Consider the following 15908-nt stretch of genomic DNA (forward strand, 5'->3'; position numbering starts at 1 on the left):
CCGCAATCCGCCCGTTTCCTGTAGAAAGAACTTTGTGGGCTTTTTCGCAAGACTGAAGGAAGACCTCGACGCCGCCCGGTCACACGACCCGGCGGCGCGGGGTTCTTTCGAGAACTTTTTCGCCTATTCCGGCCTCCACGCCATTTGGATCCACCGGCTGACGCACCGGATGTGGCAGAACCCCGGCCTACGGTTTCCGGCCCGCCTGCTCTCCCAGCTGGGCCGGTTCCTGACCGGCATCGAAATCCACCCCGGCGCCACGATCGGCCGGAGGTTCTTCATCGACCACGGAATGGGCGTGGTCATCGGCGAAACCGCGGAAATCGGCGAAGACGTCATGATCTATCACGGTGTCACCCTGGGCGGGCGGTCCCTGGCACGGATCAAGCGACATCCCACCATCGGGGACCGCGTGACCATCGGCGCCGGCGCGAAGATCCTCGGCCCCATCACCATCGGCCGCGACAGCGCGGTGGGGGCCAACGCCGTGGTGGTCAAGGATGCACCGCCGGAGTCGATCGTCACCGGCGTGCCTGCCAAGTGGCGGCACCGGGACGCGCAGCGGGAAACCAAACCCGCGGTTGACCCGGCCGAATACGACATCGAATACCGGATCTGACACCCACCGCCAAAAGGCGGGCAGCTCCCCCGAATGTTCCGGGAGGCTGCCCGCCTTTCGCGTTTGCTGAACCTGGCGGGGGGCAGTACCTAGTGGGTGTCCACCGCTTCAACTTCGGACTTGTCCTCGCCCCACAGGGTGTGGAACGTACCCTCGGCATCCACGCGCCCGTACGTGTGCGCCCCGAACAGGTCGCGCTGGCCCTGGATCAGGGCTGCGGCGACGCGCTTGCGGCGCAGCCCGTCGTAGTAGGCCAGCGAGGAGGAGAACACGGGAACCGGGATGCCAAGCTGGACCGCGGTTGCCACAACCCGGCGCCAGGCCGGGAGGGCGTTGGCGATGGCCTCGGTGAAGGCCGGGGCAAACAGCAGGTTGGCGGGCTTTTCCTCGGCCGCGTAGGCCTTGGTGATGTCCTTGAGGAGCTCGGCGCGGATGATGCAGCCGGCACGCCAGAGGCTGGCGATCTCGTCCAGCTTGAGGTCCCAGTTGTATTCCTTGGCAGCTGAGGTCAGCATGTCCAGGCCCTGGGCGTAGGAGACCAGCTTGGAGGCGTAGAGCGCCTGGCGGACGTCTTCGACGAACGTTTCCGGGATCTCCACCTCTGCCTCACGGCCCGCCAGCAGTTCCTGGCCGAGCTTGCGCTGGCCTGCCTGCGAGGACAGTGCGCGGGCGAAGACGGATTCGGCGATGCCGGATACCGGCGAGCCCAGTTCCAGGGCGGAGATAACGGTCCAGCGGCCGGTTCCCTTCTGGCCGGCGGCGTCAACCACGACGTCGACGAACGGCTTTCCGGTCTTGGCGTCCACGTGGCCCAGAACCTCGGCAGAGATTTCGATCAGGAAGGAGGACAGCTCGCCCTGGTTCCATTCGGTGAAGATCTTGGCCTGCTCTGCGGGCTCGATGCCTGCACCGGAGCGCAGCAGGTCGAAGGCTTCGCCGATGACCTGCATGTCCGCGTACTCGATGCCGTTGTGGACCATCTTCACGAAGTGTCCGGCGCCGTCGGTTCCAACCCAGGCACAGCAGGGCTCGCCGTCCACCTTGGCCGAAATTTTCTCCAGCAGCGGGCCGAGGGCCTTGTAGGACTCCCTCGAGCCGCCGGGCATGATGGACGGGCCGTTGAGGGCACCTTCCTCACCACCGGAGACACCGACGCCCACGAAGTGGAGGTCCTTCTTGGCCAGCGCTGCCTCGCGGCGGCGGGTGTCCTCGTAGTGGGAGTTGCCGGCGTCGATGATGATGTCGCCCGGTTCCAGGAGGGGTTCCAGCTGCTCGATGACGGAGTCGACCGGCTTGCCGGCCTTGACCATGATCAGGACGCGGCGGGGCTTCTCCAGCGAATCCACCAGCTCCTGCAGGCTCTCGGTCCGAACGAAGTCACCTTCAGAGCCGTAACGTTCCAGCAGGGCGTCCGTCTTTTCCACGGAGCGGTTGTGGAGGGCGACCGTGAAACCGTTCCGGGCAAGATTGCGCGCCAGGTTAGCGCCCATCACGGCGAGGCCGGTGACACCGATGTGTGCAGACATCAAATACTCCAATTCATCTTCGTGCGACGGACGGCGGCTCCGCCTTGCGGAAGCGCCGTTGTAGCGAGGGGTCGGAATAAAGCATATATATTCCCCGGCGCACGGAAAAGCGGTGACCGCACTGTGGGACCTTTTGTGTCGGGGCGGGTTGGTGCGGCAGTGGGCGGCGATATCGTTCCCACTAGGCTTGTCAGCATGACCAGCAGCCTGCACCACCGTGCCATCGAGAACCTCGGCACCCGCATCATCTCAGGTGAGCTGGCCGCCGGCCACGTCATGCTCGCCGAGCAGCTGGAAGAAGAACTTCAGGTTTCCCGGTCGGTTATCCGCGAGGCGGTCCGCGTTCTCCAGTCCCTGGGCCTGGTGGAGACGACAAAACGCGTGGGAATCCGGGTGCTGCCCTCGCACCGCTGGAATCCTTTCGACGCGCAGGTCATCAGGTGGCGGCTTGCCAGTGAGGCGCGCGGCGCCCAGCTGCGTTCCCTCGCAGAGCTGCGCGCCGCCGTCGAACCCGCTGCAGCAGAGCTGGCCGCACACAACGCGCCCGCCCAGCTCAGGCTGGAGCTGATGGACGCCGCCTACGCCATGCGCGAGGCCGGCCACAGCGGCGACGTTACCCGTTTCCTGGAGCTGGACATCCGGTTCCACTCGCTGCTGCTCTCCGGCTCAGGCAATGAAATGTTCGCCAACCTCATGGGGCAGGTGGCCGAGACGCTGACTGGGCGCACAGTTCACGGCCTCATGCCGGACCATCCGCACGAGGGCGCGCTGCAGTGGCACGTCGACGTGGCCGAAGCCATCAGCCGGGGGGACGCCGCGGCGGCCAGGGACGCATCCGACCGCATCCTCCGCCGCACCATGTCCCGGATGGCGGATACCTGGACAGGCCAGCCCAGGGTCTTTGTTCCGGTGGCGGACTGACACCGCCGGCAACCTGCCACCAGGTTCATCCTGGGACCCGGCGCAACATTTTTTTGTTTCCGGAAGTTCACGGTATATTCGTTTTCAGGCCCTCCCCCGCGGCATCCCCCAATAGTCGCGGTGGAGGGCTTTCCAATGCCCCGGGACGTACCGGACGGGTCACGCCGCGTCCGCTATCTCTCCGCGCAGCCTCCAGCCGCCGCCAAGGCCGTCCCGTTCCAGGACCATGGTAGTCAGGGCGGAATTGCGGTTCCGGCCCAGCCTGACCTGCAGTTGGAGGACCTCCACGTCCACGCCCGCTGCACCGCGCGGCATCCGGCGATGGACCTCCCACCAATTGATGCGCTCATACCATCTGACCGGCTGGGCAGCCACGTCCCATTGCCGCCCGTTCCGGAGCACCGCCGTCGGATGGCCATCCCGGCCGGTGCGCACTATTACCTGTTCCATGTGCGCAACCTACGGCAGGGGTCTGACAATGCCGCCGGCGCAGCCGGGAATGCGGAAAACCCCGCCTTCGCGGCTGTTCAGGCCTGCAATGACGGGGTTTCCAATGGTGGGTCCTACCGGGATCGAACCGATGACATCCACGGTGTAAACGTGGCGCTCTACCAGCTGAGCTAAAGACCCGGACCGCTGATTTCCGGCACTTCGCACCGCAACCAACGAACATAGACTGTACCTGAACAGTGCCGGTAAAGGCGAATCGGTGGTGGCCCGGCCTACAGCGGCGGAAGTTCCGCCGCCAGCCAAGCCAGCGCTTCGCTCACACCGGCGTCGAGTTTGATGAGGGCGCGGTCATCGCCGCGCGTAGGGCCGCGGTTGATGATGATGACCGGTTTGCCGACCTTTGCGGCATGCCGCACGAACCGCAGGCCGCTCATCACCGTCAGGGAGGACCCGGCCACCACCAGCGCGGGCGAATCATCCACCACTGCGTAGGACTGTTCCACCCGGTCCTTGGGCACGCTTTCACCGAAGTATACGAAGTCCGGCTTGAGCGTCCCGCCGCAGGCCGGACACACGGCAACGACGAAACTGCCGATCAGCTCCCGGTCCTCCACCGTGGCGTCCGCATCCGGAGCCATCTCCACGAGCCCACTCCGGTCAGCCCGCTCCAGGAAGTCCGGGTTCAGTTCCGCCAGGACCGCCGCCAGGAACTGCCGCGGGTAGGTCCTGGCGCAGTCAAGGCAGACCACTTGGTCGTAGCGCCCATGCAGGTCGATGACATTGACGCTGCCTGCCCCCTGGTGCAACCGGTCCACGTTTTGGGTGATCAGTCCCGACAGATAACCGCGGCGCTCCAGGGCGGCAGCCGCGTAGTGGCCGGCATTGGGGTCGGCATGGCGAAGGTGGGACCAGCCGATGTGGTTCCGGGCCCAGTAGCGCTGACGGTTCGCGGTGCTGCGGACGAACTCCTGGTAGGTCATCGGCGACCGCGGCGGCGACCCGGGGCTGCGGTAATCCGGGATCCCCGAATCCGTGCTCAGCCCCGCACCAGTCAATAACGCAAAGGGACTGCCTGCCAGGACAGCGGCTATGCGTTCGAGGACGCGGACGTCCTCATCAGAAGGATGGGAGGGGCCCGACGGCGGCATGCTGGCAAAGCCGGTCAGGCCCACCCCGTGCCGTCCGCCGGCCATGCAGCATCAGTCCTGCGCCAGGGTGGCCAGAGCCGCCTTGTATTCCGCCAGGTCCCTTGCCTGCCCGCGCGGGTTCACCACGCTGTAGCGGACGATGCCCTCGCCGTCGATGATGAATGTGCCGCGCAGGGCCATCCCGGTTTCGGCGTCGAACACCCCGTATTCCGATGCAACGGCGCCGTGGGGCCAGAAATCCGCCAACAGATCGAAGCTGTAGCCCTCCTGGGCCGCGTAGGCCCGAAGGCTGAATTTGCTGTCCACAGAGACAGCCAGAACCGTCGCGTTGGCGTCCTCGAACGCGGCGATATTGTCGCGGATCTCGCAAAGTTCACCGGTACAGATGCCGGAGAACGCAAAGGGGTAGAACACCACCACGACGTTCTGGCCGGCGAATGAGGAGAGGCGGACCGGCTCCCCGTATTGGTTGACCAGTTCGAAGTCAGGCGCCGGCTGGCCGACCGCGGGAATGGTTCCGGCGGTCGCCGCAACTGCGGTCGTCACTTGTTCTTCCGGCTGACCAGGCGGGATGCGCTCCAGTCCTTGGAAACGCCGGCGGAGGTGGTCACGTGCAGCCCGGCGGTGGGCGCGGCCTCCTGGATGTCTGCCGGGGAAACGTAGCCGTCGCGGCCGGACTTCGGGGTCAGGACCCAGACCACCCCGTTTTCGCTCAGGGTGGTGAGTGAGTCCATCAGGCTGTCGACGAGGTCGCCGTCGCCGTCGCGCCACCAGAGGATGACGGCGTCAGCCACCTCGTGGTCGTCCTCATCCAGCAGCTCGGCGCCGGTGAAGTCCTCGATATCGTCACGCAAGTCGAAGTCGACGTCGTCGTCGTAACCGAACTCCTGAATCAGATCCCCGTTCTTGAAACCCAATTTTTCCGCCACATTTACCGAAGTGGCGGCGTCGGCCTCGCTCACGTGTTCCTCCAATGCCTCATATATGCAGTGTGCATGGTGATTTCCATTACTCCCAAGCCAACACCCTTTGGGCCCGCGCTTCAAGCTGCCGCCCCCGCCGGACGCCATATTCTGCGTCACACCGCGGCCGGAAACCTGCCCCGCGGCGGCTTCTGTCACACAACCAGTATGACGGCGAAATACAAAGGCGGCGCCCGGCCTGCAGCTACGCATCGGCTTCCACTGCGGGCTAGAGTGGCTGATGACAACTGTGCCCGCCGGACGACAACCATGTGAATCCGTGCAGGCATGGGAGCGCTAGGACCCTGCCCGGCACACATGACCGGGCTGTTGTAACCGATACGTCGCATCACGGCGTACGTACGCCGGGCAGTCACCCTGCCTGGCCTGAGTGCGCCGATTCACGCGCGCAAAGAGAGGTTGGACGTGGCTGCAGGAGAAGATACCTCCCATATCCTCAGCGGGTTGACTAACCAGCTGCCTGATCGTGATCCGGAAGAGACTGCCGAATGGGTTGAGTCCCTGGATTCCCTGATCAGGGAACAGGGCACCGAACGTGCCCAATACATCATGCGGAGCCTGCTGCAGCGCGCCGGTGCGCAGAGCGTCGGGGTGCCGATGGTTACCACCACGGACTACGTGAACACCATCCCGGTGGACCAGGAAGCCGAATTCCCGGGCAACGAGGAATACGAGCGCCGCTACCGTGCCTACATGCGCTGGAACGCAGCCGTGATGGTGCACCGCTCCCAGCGCCCGAACATCGGGGTGGGCGGACACATCTCCACCTACGCCGGCGCGGCCACCCTCTACGAAGTGGGCTTCAACCACTTCTTCCGCGGCAAGGACCACCCCGGCGGCGGCGACCAGGTCTTCTTCCAGGGCCACGCCTCCCCCGGCATGTACGCCCGCGCCTTCATGGAAGGCCGGCTCTCCGAAGAGGACCTGGACGGCTTCCGCCAGGAGAAGTCCCGCGAGGGGCACGCGCTGTCCTCCTACCCGCACCCCCGCCTGATGCCCACCTTCTGGGAGTTCCCCACGGTTTCCATGGGCATCGGCCCCATGAACGCCATCTACCAGGCGCAGTCCAACCGCTACCTGCACAACCGCGGCCTCAAGGACACCTCCGACCAGCAGGTCTGGGCCTTCCTGGGCGACGGCGAAATGGACGAGCCCGAGTCCCGCGGTTTGCTCCAGCTCGCTGCCAACGAGAACCTGGACAACCTGAACTTCGTGATCAACTGCAACCTGCAGCGCCTGGACGGGCCGGTCCGTGGCAACGGCAAGATCATGCAGGAACTCGAGGCCTTCTTCCGCGGTGCCGGCTGGAACGTCATCAAGGTCGTCTGGGGCCGCGAGTGGGATGAACTGCTCACCAAGGACACCGACGGTTCACTCGTGAAGATCATGAACGAGACCCCGGACGGCGACTACCAGACCTACAAGGCAGAATCCGGCGGGTTCGTGCGCGAGCACTTCTTCGGCAAGACCCCGCAGACCAAGGAGATGGTCGCGGACCTCACCGACGACCAGATCTGGAACCTCAAGCGCGGCGGCCACGACTACCGCAAGGTCTACGCAGCCTACAAGGCAGCCACGGAGTTCAAGGGCAAGCCCACCGTCATCCTGGCCAAGACCGTCAAGGGCTACGGCCTCGGTCCGCACTTCGAGGGCCGCAACGCGACCCACCAGATGAAAAAACTCACCCTCGATGACTTGAAGAAGTTCCGCGACCACCTGCGGATCCCGGTCACCGACGAGCAGCTGGAGAAGGACCCCTACCAGCCGCCGTACTTCCACCCGGGCACGGACGCTCCGGAAATCCAGTACATGCTCGAACGCCGCGCCGCCCTGGGTGGATCGGTTCCGGAACGCCGCTCCAAGCACGCCGCCGTCACCCTGCCGGACGCGAAGTCCTACGAGGTGGCCAAGCGGGGCTCCGGCAAGCAGCAGGCCGCCACCACCATGGCGTTCGTCCGCCTGCTCAAGGACCTGATGCGGGACAAGGAGTTCGGCAAGCACATCGCCCCGATCATTCCCGATGAGGCGCGCACGTTCGGCATGGACGCGTTTTTCCCCACCGCGAAGATCTACAACCCCAAGGGCCAGAACTACCTGTCCGTGGACCGCGACCTCGTCCTGGCCTACAAGGAATCCCCTGCGGGCCAGCTCATCCACCCCGGCATCAACGAAGCCGGCGCCGTGGCAGCATTCACCGCCGCCGGCACGGCCTACGCCACCCATGGCGTGCCGCTGGTACCGGTCTACGTGTTCTACTCCATGTTCGGCTTCCAGCGCACCGGTGACGCCTTCTGGGCGGCCGCGGACCAGATGACCCGCGGCTTCATCATCGGCGCTACCGCCGGCCGGACCACCCTGACCGGCGAGGGCCTGCAGCACGCCGACGGCCACTCCCCGCTGCTGGCATCCACCAACCCGGCCGTGGTCACCTACGACCCCGCCTACGGCTACGAGATGGGCCACATCATCCGCGACGGCCTCGAACGCATGTACGGGCCCGAGAGCACCGACCGGAACCTCATGTACTACCTCACCGTGTACAACGAGCCGATCACCCAGCCCGCCGAACCCGAAGAACTCGACGTCGAGGGTGTCATCAAGGGCATCTACCTGCTCGCACCGGCCAAGATCGACGGTCCCCGCACCCAGCTGCTGGCCTCCGGTGTGTCCGTCCCCTGGGCCATCGAAGCCCAGCGGATCCTCGCCGAGGACTGGGGCGTCTCCGCGGATGTCTGGTCCGTCACGTCCTGGAACGAACTGCGCCGCGACGGCCTCGCCGCCGAGGAAGAAGCCTTCCTCAACCCGGGCCAGCCCGCCCGTGTGCCGTTCGTGACGCAGCAGCTGGCCGGTGCGACCGGACCGGTCGTGGCCGTGAGCGATTACATGAAGGCCGTTCCGGACCAGATCCGCCAGTTCGTCCCGAACGAATTCGCCACCCTCGGTGCTGACGGCTTCGGTTTCTCCGACACCCGCGCAGCAGCCCGCCGCTTCTTCAAGAACGACACCCACTCCATCGTGGTCCGTTCGCTGGAGATGCTTGCCCGCCGCGGCGAGGTCGATGCCGAGGCTCCGGCCAAGGCCATCGAGAAGTACAAGCTGCACAATGTCAACGCGGGAACCACGGGCAATGCCGGAGGCGAAGCCTGACCCTGGCGCCCTGAACGGGACATACGACGGCGGCCCCCACCTTCCGAGGTGGGGGCCGCCGTCGTCTCTGCGCCGGCAAGTCAGGCGGCACCATGCTGTGGCGCAGGACATGGCGGATTGTAGCCTTCGCACAAATGGAGCTTCCGCGGCGCGGCCCGTATGCTCAGATCATGCCAGCTCGAGCCACCCCGTCCGCCAAGCGCAAGCCCGCCGCCTCCAAGGCCTCTCCGGAGAAGACGGAAACGCTCAAAAAGCTCCGCGCCAACGTTGGGCAGCTGTCCACCACCACCATGCGGGAGCTGGAAAAATCCCTTCCCTGGTACAGCCGGCTCAGCGCGGACGAACGTTCCGCACTGGGCATGGTGGCGCAGAACGGCATCGCCGCCTTCGTGACCTGGTATGAGCGGCCCAGCTCCCCGTCGTGGATCCTGACCGATGTCTTCGGGACCGCCCCCACCGAGCTGACCCGCTCAATCAGCCTTCAAAAGGCGCTGCAGCTGATCCGCATCGTGGTGGAAGTAGTGGAGGACCAGGTTCCGGTGATTGCGCCGGAAGCGGACCAACCGTCCCTGCGCGAAGCGGTGCTGCGGTACTCGCGCGAGGTGGCCTTTGCCGCCGCGGATGTCTATGCCCGCGCTGCGGAATCACGCGGTTCCTGGGACACCCGGCTGGAAGCACTGATCGTGGATGCCATCCTTCGCGGTGAGAACACGGATGCGCTGCGTTCCCGCATCGCAGCGCTCGGCTGGAAAGCCCAAGAACGTTTTACCGTCATGGTGGGCAACTCCCCCTCGGAGCCCAGCGCCAGCTACGTCAGCGAACTGCGCCGCATGGCCGGGCGCTACGCCGAAGACGCCCTCGTAGGCATCCAGGGCGACCGGCTCATCCTCATCCTCGGCGGGGTACAGGACCGTGAAACAGCCTACGTAAAGCTGAGCGAAATGTTCGCTCCGGGACCTGTGGTCTACGGCCCCGAGGCGGGCTCGCTCCTGGAGGCCAGCAGTTCCGCGCAGTCCGCGTTCGCGGGCCTGACCGCAGCCCGCGCCTGGCCCGCCGCGCCACGACCGGTGGCGGCCGACGACCTCCTCCCCGAACGGGTCATCTCCGGAGACGACGCCGCCCGCCGTTCCCTGGTGAAGAACATCTACCGCCCACTGCTCGCGGCATCCAACGGCCTGGTGGAGACCTTGGGCACCTACCTCGAGCTGGGCCATTCACTCGAGGCGACAGCCCGCGAACTGTTCGTCCACGCCAACACCGTGCGCTACCGCCTCAAGCGCGTCTGCGACGTCACCGGCTGGGATCCGCTGCTCCCCCGGGAGGCATTCGTACTCCAGGCAGCCCTCGTGGTGGGCCGTCTTTCCACTCCGCCCAAGGCTGCCGCGGAGCGTCATCCTTCGCGAAATCAGCCGTGACCCGTTGTAGACTTCCTACAACCTGACCACGTGAGCTTGGTGCGGACAAACACCGCTGGATCACACCGCAATTTGGAAAGCTGGATACGTGCTTGCAATAGTCTGCCCTGGACAGGGCTCCCAGACCCCGGGCTTCCTTGCCCCCTGGCTCGAGCTGCCCGCCGTGGCGGACCAGCTGGCGTCCCTGAGCGACATCGCAGGCATCGACCTGATCGCCCACGGCACCACCTCGGACGAGGAAACCATCAAGGACACTGCCGTGGCGCAGCCCCTGATCGTCGCTGCCGGCCTGGTCACAGCCTCTGCCCTCTTCGATGTTGAGCTCAGCAGCCTCCCGGTCATCCTGGCAGGCCACTCCGTCGGTGAAATCACGGCATCCGCGTTGGCCGGTGTGCTCACCGAGAAGGAAGCGATGACCTTCGTCCGCGAACGCGCCAACAGCATGGCAGCCGCAGCCGCGGTAACTCCGACCGGCATGAGCGCGGTCGTGGGCGGCGACCCTGCCGAGGTGCTGGCCGCCATCGGGGCAGCCGGCGCCACGCCTGCCAACGTCAATGGCGCCGGACAGACCGTGGCCGCGGGCACGTTCGACCAGCTTAAGGCGCTGGCCGAAAACCCGCCCGCCAAGGCCCGCGTCATCCCGCTGAAGGTGGCCGGCGCATTCCACACCAGCCACATGTCGCCCGCCGTCAGCGCCCTGGAGGCGCTGGAGCCGCAGCTGGCTCCACAAGCGCCGCGCGTCCCCCTCCTCTCGAATTACGACGGCGGCGAAGTCACCGATGGCGGCGCCGCCGTCGGCAGCCTCATTGCGCAGGTTTCCCGCCCCGTCCGCTGGGACCTCTGTATGGAAACGCTTGTCCGGCGCGGAGTTACCGGCCTGGTCGAGCTGGCACCGGCCGGCACGCTTGCCGGCCTCGCCAAGCGCGGTATGCCCGGCGTAAAGACCGTTGCCGTCAAGACCCCCGATGACCTGTCCGCCGCACTGGCGCTGTTCGCAGAACTGGAGGGCAACGCATGAGCGTTCCCACGTTGAAGCAGGCTCCCATCCACGAGCACACCCGGATCCTGGGCCTCGGCGCCTACCGTCCCGACGTCATCGTCACCAACGAGGACGTGTGCCAGTGGATCGATTCCTCGGACGAGTGGATCCGCCAGCGCACCGGCATCGTGACCCGCCACCGGGCCGCCGCTGACGTCAGTGTCATTGACATGGCGGAAGGTGCCGCCCGCGAGGCCATGGAAAAGGCCGGCATCGAAGCATCGGAACTGGGTGCCGTCATCGTGTCCACGGTGACCCACCCGTACGCCACGCCGTCCGCCGCGGCCGCCCTGGCCGACCGGCTGGGAGCCACCCCCGCCCCCGCCTTCGACATCTCCGCTGCCTGCGCCGGCTACTGCTACGGCATTGCCCAGGGTGACGCCCTGGTCCGCTCGGGCGCCGCGAAGTACGTCCTGGTGGTCGGAGCCGAGAAACTTTCGGACGTCATCGACAACCGTGAACGCACCATCTCCTTCCTGCTGGGCGACGGCGCCGGCGCAGTGGTGATCGGTCCGTCCGAGACACCCGGCATCGCACCGTCCGTGTGGGGCTCTGACGGCAGCAAGTGGGACGCCATCGGCATGACCCGTTCGCTCCTGGACGTCCGCGACTTGGGACTGGCAGCACGTCAGTCCGACTCCACCGGAGACCTGGCACTACTCGAAGAAGCCCAGGAACTCTACCCGACCCTCCGCCAGGACGGCCAGACCGTCTTCCGCTGGGCTGTGTGGGAAATGGCCAAGGTGGCCCAGCAGGCGCTCGAAGCCGCAGGCGTCGAGGCCGAGGACCTGGTGGCCTTCATCCCGCACCAGGCCAACATGCGCATCATCGACGAGATGGTAAAGAAGCTCAAGCTGCCCGAAACGGTTACAGTGGCACGGGACATCGCTGACGCAGGCAACACGTCTGCGGCGTCCATCCCGCTGGCCACCCACCGCCTGCTCCAGGAAAACCCCGGATTGAGCGGCGGGCTTGCCCTCCAGATCGGCTTTGGAGCCGGCCTGGTATTCGGCGCCCAGGTAGTAGTCCTTCCGTAGGAACATCCACACGGACCGCATCCGCGGCCCGCACCGTTTCCGGCAGCCCCTGCCGGCAATACAAGAAAAGGAGCCATCAATGGCTAGCAACGAAGAGATCCTGGCCGGCCTGGCTGAAATCGTCAACGAAGAGACCGGCCTAGCCCCGGAATCCGTAGAAATGGACAAGTCCTTCACCGAGGACCTGGACATCGACTCCATCTCCATGATGACCATCGTGGTCAACGCTGAAGAGAAGTTCGGCGTCCGCATCCCGGACGAAGAGGTCAAGAACCTCAAGACCGTCGGCGACGCCGTCAGCTTCATCGCCGGAGCACAGGCCTAGTCAGCCTTTCGCCGAAAGGCGCCTGCGGGGCTGCCGGTCCGGATTGTCCGGCCCGGCACCCCGCTGTCTTTATCCGGCGCACCCTGCGCCGCCCACCAAATGTGCGGGACCCTCCGAAGAACCGGAGACGGACTCCCCATCGACAGAGAGTGATCCCATGACACGCAAAGTAGTCATAACCGGTCTGGGCGCCACCACGCCCATCGGCGGCGATGTACCCACCATGTGGAACAACGCGCTCAAGGGGGTCTCCGGTGCCCGCACCCTGGAGGACGAATGGGTTGCCCGGTATGAACTTCCCGTCCACTTCGCCGCACGCTGCAGCACGCCCGCCCTGGATGTCCTCAGCCGCGTCGAGGCCAAGCGGATGGACCCCTCCACCCAGTTCGGCGTTATCGCCGCCCGCGAAGCCTGGGCGGACTCCGGCATCACCGAGTTTGACAAGGACCGCCTGGCCGTGGCCTTCGCCACCGGTATCGGCGGCGTGTGGACGTTGCTGGATGCCTGGGACACCCTGAAGGAAAAGGGACCCCGCAGGGTCCTGCCCATGACGGTTCCCATGCTGATGCCCAACGGCGTCGCGGCCGCCGTCAGCCTTGACCTCGGCGCGCGCGCCGGTGCGCACACCCCTGTCTCCGCGTGCGCCTCCGGCACCGAAGCCATGCACCTGGGCCTGGAGCTGATCCGTTCCGGCAAGGCCGATGTGGTGATGTGCGGCGGTGCAGAAGCAGCCATCCACCCGATGCCGCTGGCAGCGTTCGCTTCCATGCAGGCCCTGTCCCGCCGCAATGATGATCCTCAGGCCGCGTCACGTCCGTACGACACCGCCCGCGACGGCTTTGTCATGGGCGAAGGCGCCGGTGCGCTGGTGCTCGAGGCCGAGGAACACGCCCTGGCCCGCGGTGCGCGCATCTACGCTGAGCTCGCGGGCACATCCGTCACAGCGGACGCCTACCACATCACCGCACCCGACCCCGAAGGCCTGGGCGCCACCCGGGCACTGAAGGCGGCCATGTTCGACGGCCGCATCCAGCCGGAGGACGTGGTGCACGTCAACGCGCACGCCACCTCCACCCCCGTGGGTGACAAGCCCGAGTACACCGCACTCCGGGCGGCGCTGGGTAGCCACGTGGACGATGTCGCCGTGTCCGCCACCAAGTCCCAGATGGGCCACCTCCTGGGCGCTTCCGGTGCTGTGGAGGCTGTCCTGACTGTGCTTGCCGTTTATGACCGCAAGGCCCCGGTCACCATCAACCTCGAGAACCAGGATCCGGAGATCCCCCTCGACGTGGTGACCTCCGCCCGCGACCTGCCCTCCGGCAGCATCGTGGCACTGAGCAACTCGTTCGGCTTCGGCGGACACAACGCCGTGGTCGCCGTCCGCAGCGTCTAACACCAGGCTGCCACCGGTTTAGCCGGAATAGCGCAGAAGAGGCCCCGCCGGCGGCGGGGCCTCTTCTGCGCTATGGAGCAGTTGCTGCTTCCTGTGCTGGAGGAGGCACGGGAAGAACGTACGACGGCGGTCAGCCCACCTGGTGCAGCCAGCGCACCGGTGCGCCTTCCGCTGCGTGCCGGAAAGGCTCGAGCTCCTCATCCCAGGCCTCGCCGAGTGCGAGCGAGAGTTCGTGGTAGACGGCTGCAGGATCGCCGGCACCTGATTCGTAGGCATAACGGATGCGGTCCTCGGAGACCATGATGTTGCCGTGGACGTCAGTCATGGCATGGAAGATCCCCAGCTCGGGGGTATGCGACCAGCGGCCCCCATCGACACCCTGGCTCGGCTCCTCGGTGACCTCGTAACGCAGGTGGGCCCAGCCGCGCAGCGACGAGGCCAGCTTGGCCCCCGTTCCCGGCGTTCCGGTCCACGACAGCTCCGCCCGGAACATTCCGGGCGCAGCAGGCTGAGGGGTCCACTCCAGGTCCGTCCGCTTGTCAACGACGGACCCGATGGCCCACTCCACATGCGGACACAGGGCGGTAGGGGCCGAGTGAACAAACAGCACACCGCGGGTCATTGCAACAGACATTCCATCCTCCATAGCTCTAGGTACGTCTTCCCCAACGCCCTCAGCCCGGATGGAACAGTCATGCAAATTCACCTGCGGTTGCGGTTCTTCCGCGATATTCAGCTTAGATAATGCAAGGTCCGGGCTGCCAAAGCGCAGGAAGCCTGTGAGCTTCAAGCAGCAGTTGAAAGTTGCCGGACGTGATTCTTATTGTGCCGTACGCTCCGAAATTACGCCAGTGCAATACACCCCGCTTCCGGACTGCCTGGCGGTGATGCGGCCAGGCAGTGGTGCCCAGGGTTTTCAGGCACGGGGATGGGCCTGTTGGTAACTCTTGCGCAGCCGGTCGACGGAGACGTGGGTATAGATCTGGGTGGTGGCCAGGCTGCTGTGGCCCAGGATTTCCTGAACGGCGCGCAGGTCCGCACCGCCGTCCAGCAGATGGGTGGCGGCAGAGTGCCGGAGAGCATGAGGACCGGACGCGGAGGTGTCCCCCAAGGCCTCAAAAAGCCCATGGACCAGGGACCGCACTTGGCGCTGGCCCACGCGGCCTCCCCTGGCGCCGAGGAACAATGCGGGACCGCTCCCGGCCCCGGCGAGCCGCGGACGCCCCCTCCGGAGCCAATCATCCAGCGCCACAGCGGCCGGTACGCCGTAGGGAACCGTGCGTTCCTTGTCGCCCTTTCCGATCACCCGCAGGGTCCGGCGGTCCTGATCGAGGTCATCAATATCCAGCCCCGTCAGTTCACCCACCCGGATGCCCGTGGCGTACAGCAGCTCCACCACTGCCCGGTTCCGGACAGCCAGCGGATCCCCCTCTGCTGCGGCCTGTTCCAGTTTGTCCAGGATGCGGTTCAGCTGGGACTCCTGCAGCACACCCGGCAGCTGCCGCTCCCGCTGCGGTGCCTTGAGCCGAAGCGCGGGATCCGCGTCGATTCGTTCTTCCCTCAGGGCCCAGGCCGTGAAAGACCGTGCAGTGGCGGCCCTGCGCGCCAGGGTGGCCCGGGCGACACCTGACTGGCTCTGGGTGCCGAGCCAACGGCGAAGTGTTCCCAGCTCAAGACCCTCGGGCCCCGTGCAGCCCTCACCGGCCGCGAACGAGAGCAGGCTGCCCAGGTCGCCCCGGTACGCCCGGAGCGTGTGCGCCGACATGGCCCGCTCTCCGGAAATGTACCGGCAAAAAGCGTCCAGGGCGTCTGTGAGCGCTGCCGGCAGTTGCTCGTCTTCCACCACTCCACTGTCTCAGGCCCGGGTGCCGGATCGGTTCCCGGACACGGCAGTCAGGACAGATC

Annotated in this window: 15 protein-coding genes and 1 tRNA gene; 8 read left to right on the plus strand and 8 right to left on the minus strand. The window is 66.1% G+C overall.

What is annotated here, in order from left to right:
* The first annotated feature begins 34 nt into the window (after window positions 1–34).
* Entirely contained in the window at window positions 35–619 is a 585-nt protein-coding gene (epsC, locus tag ACIQC0_RS08980; RefSeq protein ID WP_377215990.1) for a serine O-acetyltransferase EpsC, read from the plus strand.
* A gap of 89 nt (window positions 620–708) precedes the next feature.
* Here epsC and gndA read toward each other — a convergent pair whose 3' ends face one another.
* The gene (gndA, locus tag ACIQC0_RS08985) at window positions 709–2145 is read right to left on the minus strand and encodes an NADP-dependent phosphogluconate dehydrogenase (protein WP_377215989.1); all 1437 of its coding nucleotides are present in this window, start codon (window positions 2143–2145) and stop codon (window positions 709–711) included.
* 195 nt (window positions 2146–2340) lie between these two features.
* On the opposite strand from gndA, the gene ACIQC0_RS08990 reads away from it, so the two are divergent.
* Window positions 2341–3066 (plus strand): FadR/GntR family transcriptional regulator, encoded by a 726-nt coding sequence (locus ACIQC0_RS08990; protein WP_400534372.1) that lies wholly within the window; start codon window positions 2341–2343, stop codon window positions 3064–3066.
* 159 nt (window positions 3067–3225) lie between these two features.
* Here ACIQC0_RS08990 and ACIQC0_RS08995 read toward each other — a convergent pair whose 3' ends face one another.
* The 5 genes from ACIQC0_RS08995 to ACIQC0_RS09015 form a co-directional block, all read right to left on the minus strand.
* Window positions 3226–3516, minus strand: a complete 291-nt coding sequence (locus ACIQC0_RS08995; RefSeq protein ID WP_400534375.1) for a hypothetical protein — start codon at window positions 3514–3516, stop codon at window positions 3226–3228.
* 104 nt (window positions 3517–3620) lie between these two features.
* Window positions 3621–3696, minus strand: a tRNA-Val gene (locus tag ACIQC0_RS09000).
* Between the two features lie 92 nt (window positions 3697–3788).
* Window positions 3789–4709, minus strand: a complete 921-nt coding sequence (locus ACIQC0_RS09005; protein ID WP_400534378.1) for a Sir2 family NAD-dependent protein deacetylase — start codon at window positions 4707–4709, stop codon at window positions 3789–3791.
* Window positions 4710–4715: 6 nt separating this feature from the next.
* Window positions 4716–5210, minus strand: coding sequence for a peroxiredoxin (locus ACIQC0_RS09010; protein WP_400534381.1), 495 nt, complete (start codon window positions 5208–5210; stop codon window positions 4716–4718).
* On the minus strand, window positions 5207–5626 hold the full coding sequence (locus ACIQC0_RS09015) for a DUF3052 domain-containing protein (RefSeq protein WP_377215984.1): 420 nt from the start codon (window positions 5624–5626) through the stop codon (window positions 5207–5209). The genes ACIQC0_RS09010 and ACIQC0_RS09015 overlap by 4 nt, the downstream gene beginning before the upstream one ends.
* A 426-nt stretch (window positions 5627–6052) precedes the next feature.
* On the opposite strand from ACIQC0_RS09015, the gene aceE reads away from it, so the two are divergent.
* The 6 genes from aceE to fabF all read left to right on the plus strand — a co-directional run bounded on the left by aceE (window position 6053) and on the right by fabF (window position 14003).
* Window positions 6053–8794 carry a pyruvate dehydrogenase (acetyl-transferring), homodimeric type gene (gene aceE / locus ACIQC0_RS09020; RefSeq protein ID WP_400534384.1) on the plus strand — a complete coding sequence of 914 codons (2742 nt, stop codon included), beginning with the start codon at window positions 6053–6055 and terminating at the stop codon, window positions 8792–8794.
* Window positions 8795–8964: 170 nt separating this feature from the next.
* Entirely contained in the window at window positions 8965–10209 is a 1245-nt protein-coding gene (locus tag ACIQC0_RS09025) for a PucR family transcriptional regulator (protein ID WP_400534387.1), read from the plus strand.
* Between the two features lie 88 nt (window positions 10210–10297).
* Entirely contained in the window at window positions 10298–11227 is a 930-nt protein-coding gene (locus ACIQC0_RS09030; protein ID WP_377215981.1) for an ACP S-malonyltransferase, read from the plus strand.
* Entirely contained in the window at window positions 11224–12285 is a 1062-nt protein-coding gene (locus tag ACIQC0_RS09035) for a beta-ketoacyl-ACP synthase III (RefSeq protein WP_400534390.1), read from the plus strand. The genes ACIQC0_RS09030 and ACIQC0_RS09035 overlap by 4 nt, the downstream gene beginning before the upstream one ends.
* A 79-nt stretch (window positions 12286–12364) precedes the next feature.
* A complete protein-coding gene (locus ACIQC0_RS09040; RefSeq protein ID WP_377215979.1) occupies window positions 12365–12610 on the plus strand; it encodes an acyl carrier protein in 246 nt (81 codons plus the stop codon).
* A 157-nt stretch (window positions 12611–12767) separates the two neighbouring features.
* Window positions 12768–14003: a beta-ketoacyl-ACP synthase II gene (gene fabF, locus ACIQC0_RS09045; protein ID WP_377215978.1), complete on the plus strand. Its 1236-nt coding sequence runs from the start codon at window positions 12768–12770 to the stop codon at window positions 14001–14003.
* Between the two features lie 130 nt (window positions 14004–14133).
* On the opposite strand, the gene ACIQC0_RS09050 is transcribed toward fabF, so the two are convergent.
* Window positions 14134–14637, minus strand: coding sequence for a DUF3145 domain-containing protein (locus ACIQC0_RS09050; protein WP_377215977.1), 504 nt, complete (start codon window positions 14635–14637; stop codon window positions 14134–14136).
* 282 nt (window positions 14638–14919) lie between these two features.
* Complete coding sequence (locus ACIQC0_RS09055; RefSeq protein WP_400534394.1) at window positions 14920–15846, minus strand: tyrosine recombinase XerC; 927 nt, start codon at window positions 15844–15846, stop codon at window positions 14920–14922.
* Window positions 15847–15908: the final 62 nt, after the last annotated feature.

The sequence above is a fragment of the Pseudarthrobacter sp. NPDC092419 genome (genome assembly GCF_044755045.1).
GTDB lineage: Bacteria > Actinomycetota > Actinomycetes > Actinomycetales > Micrococcaceae > Arthrobacter.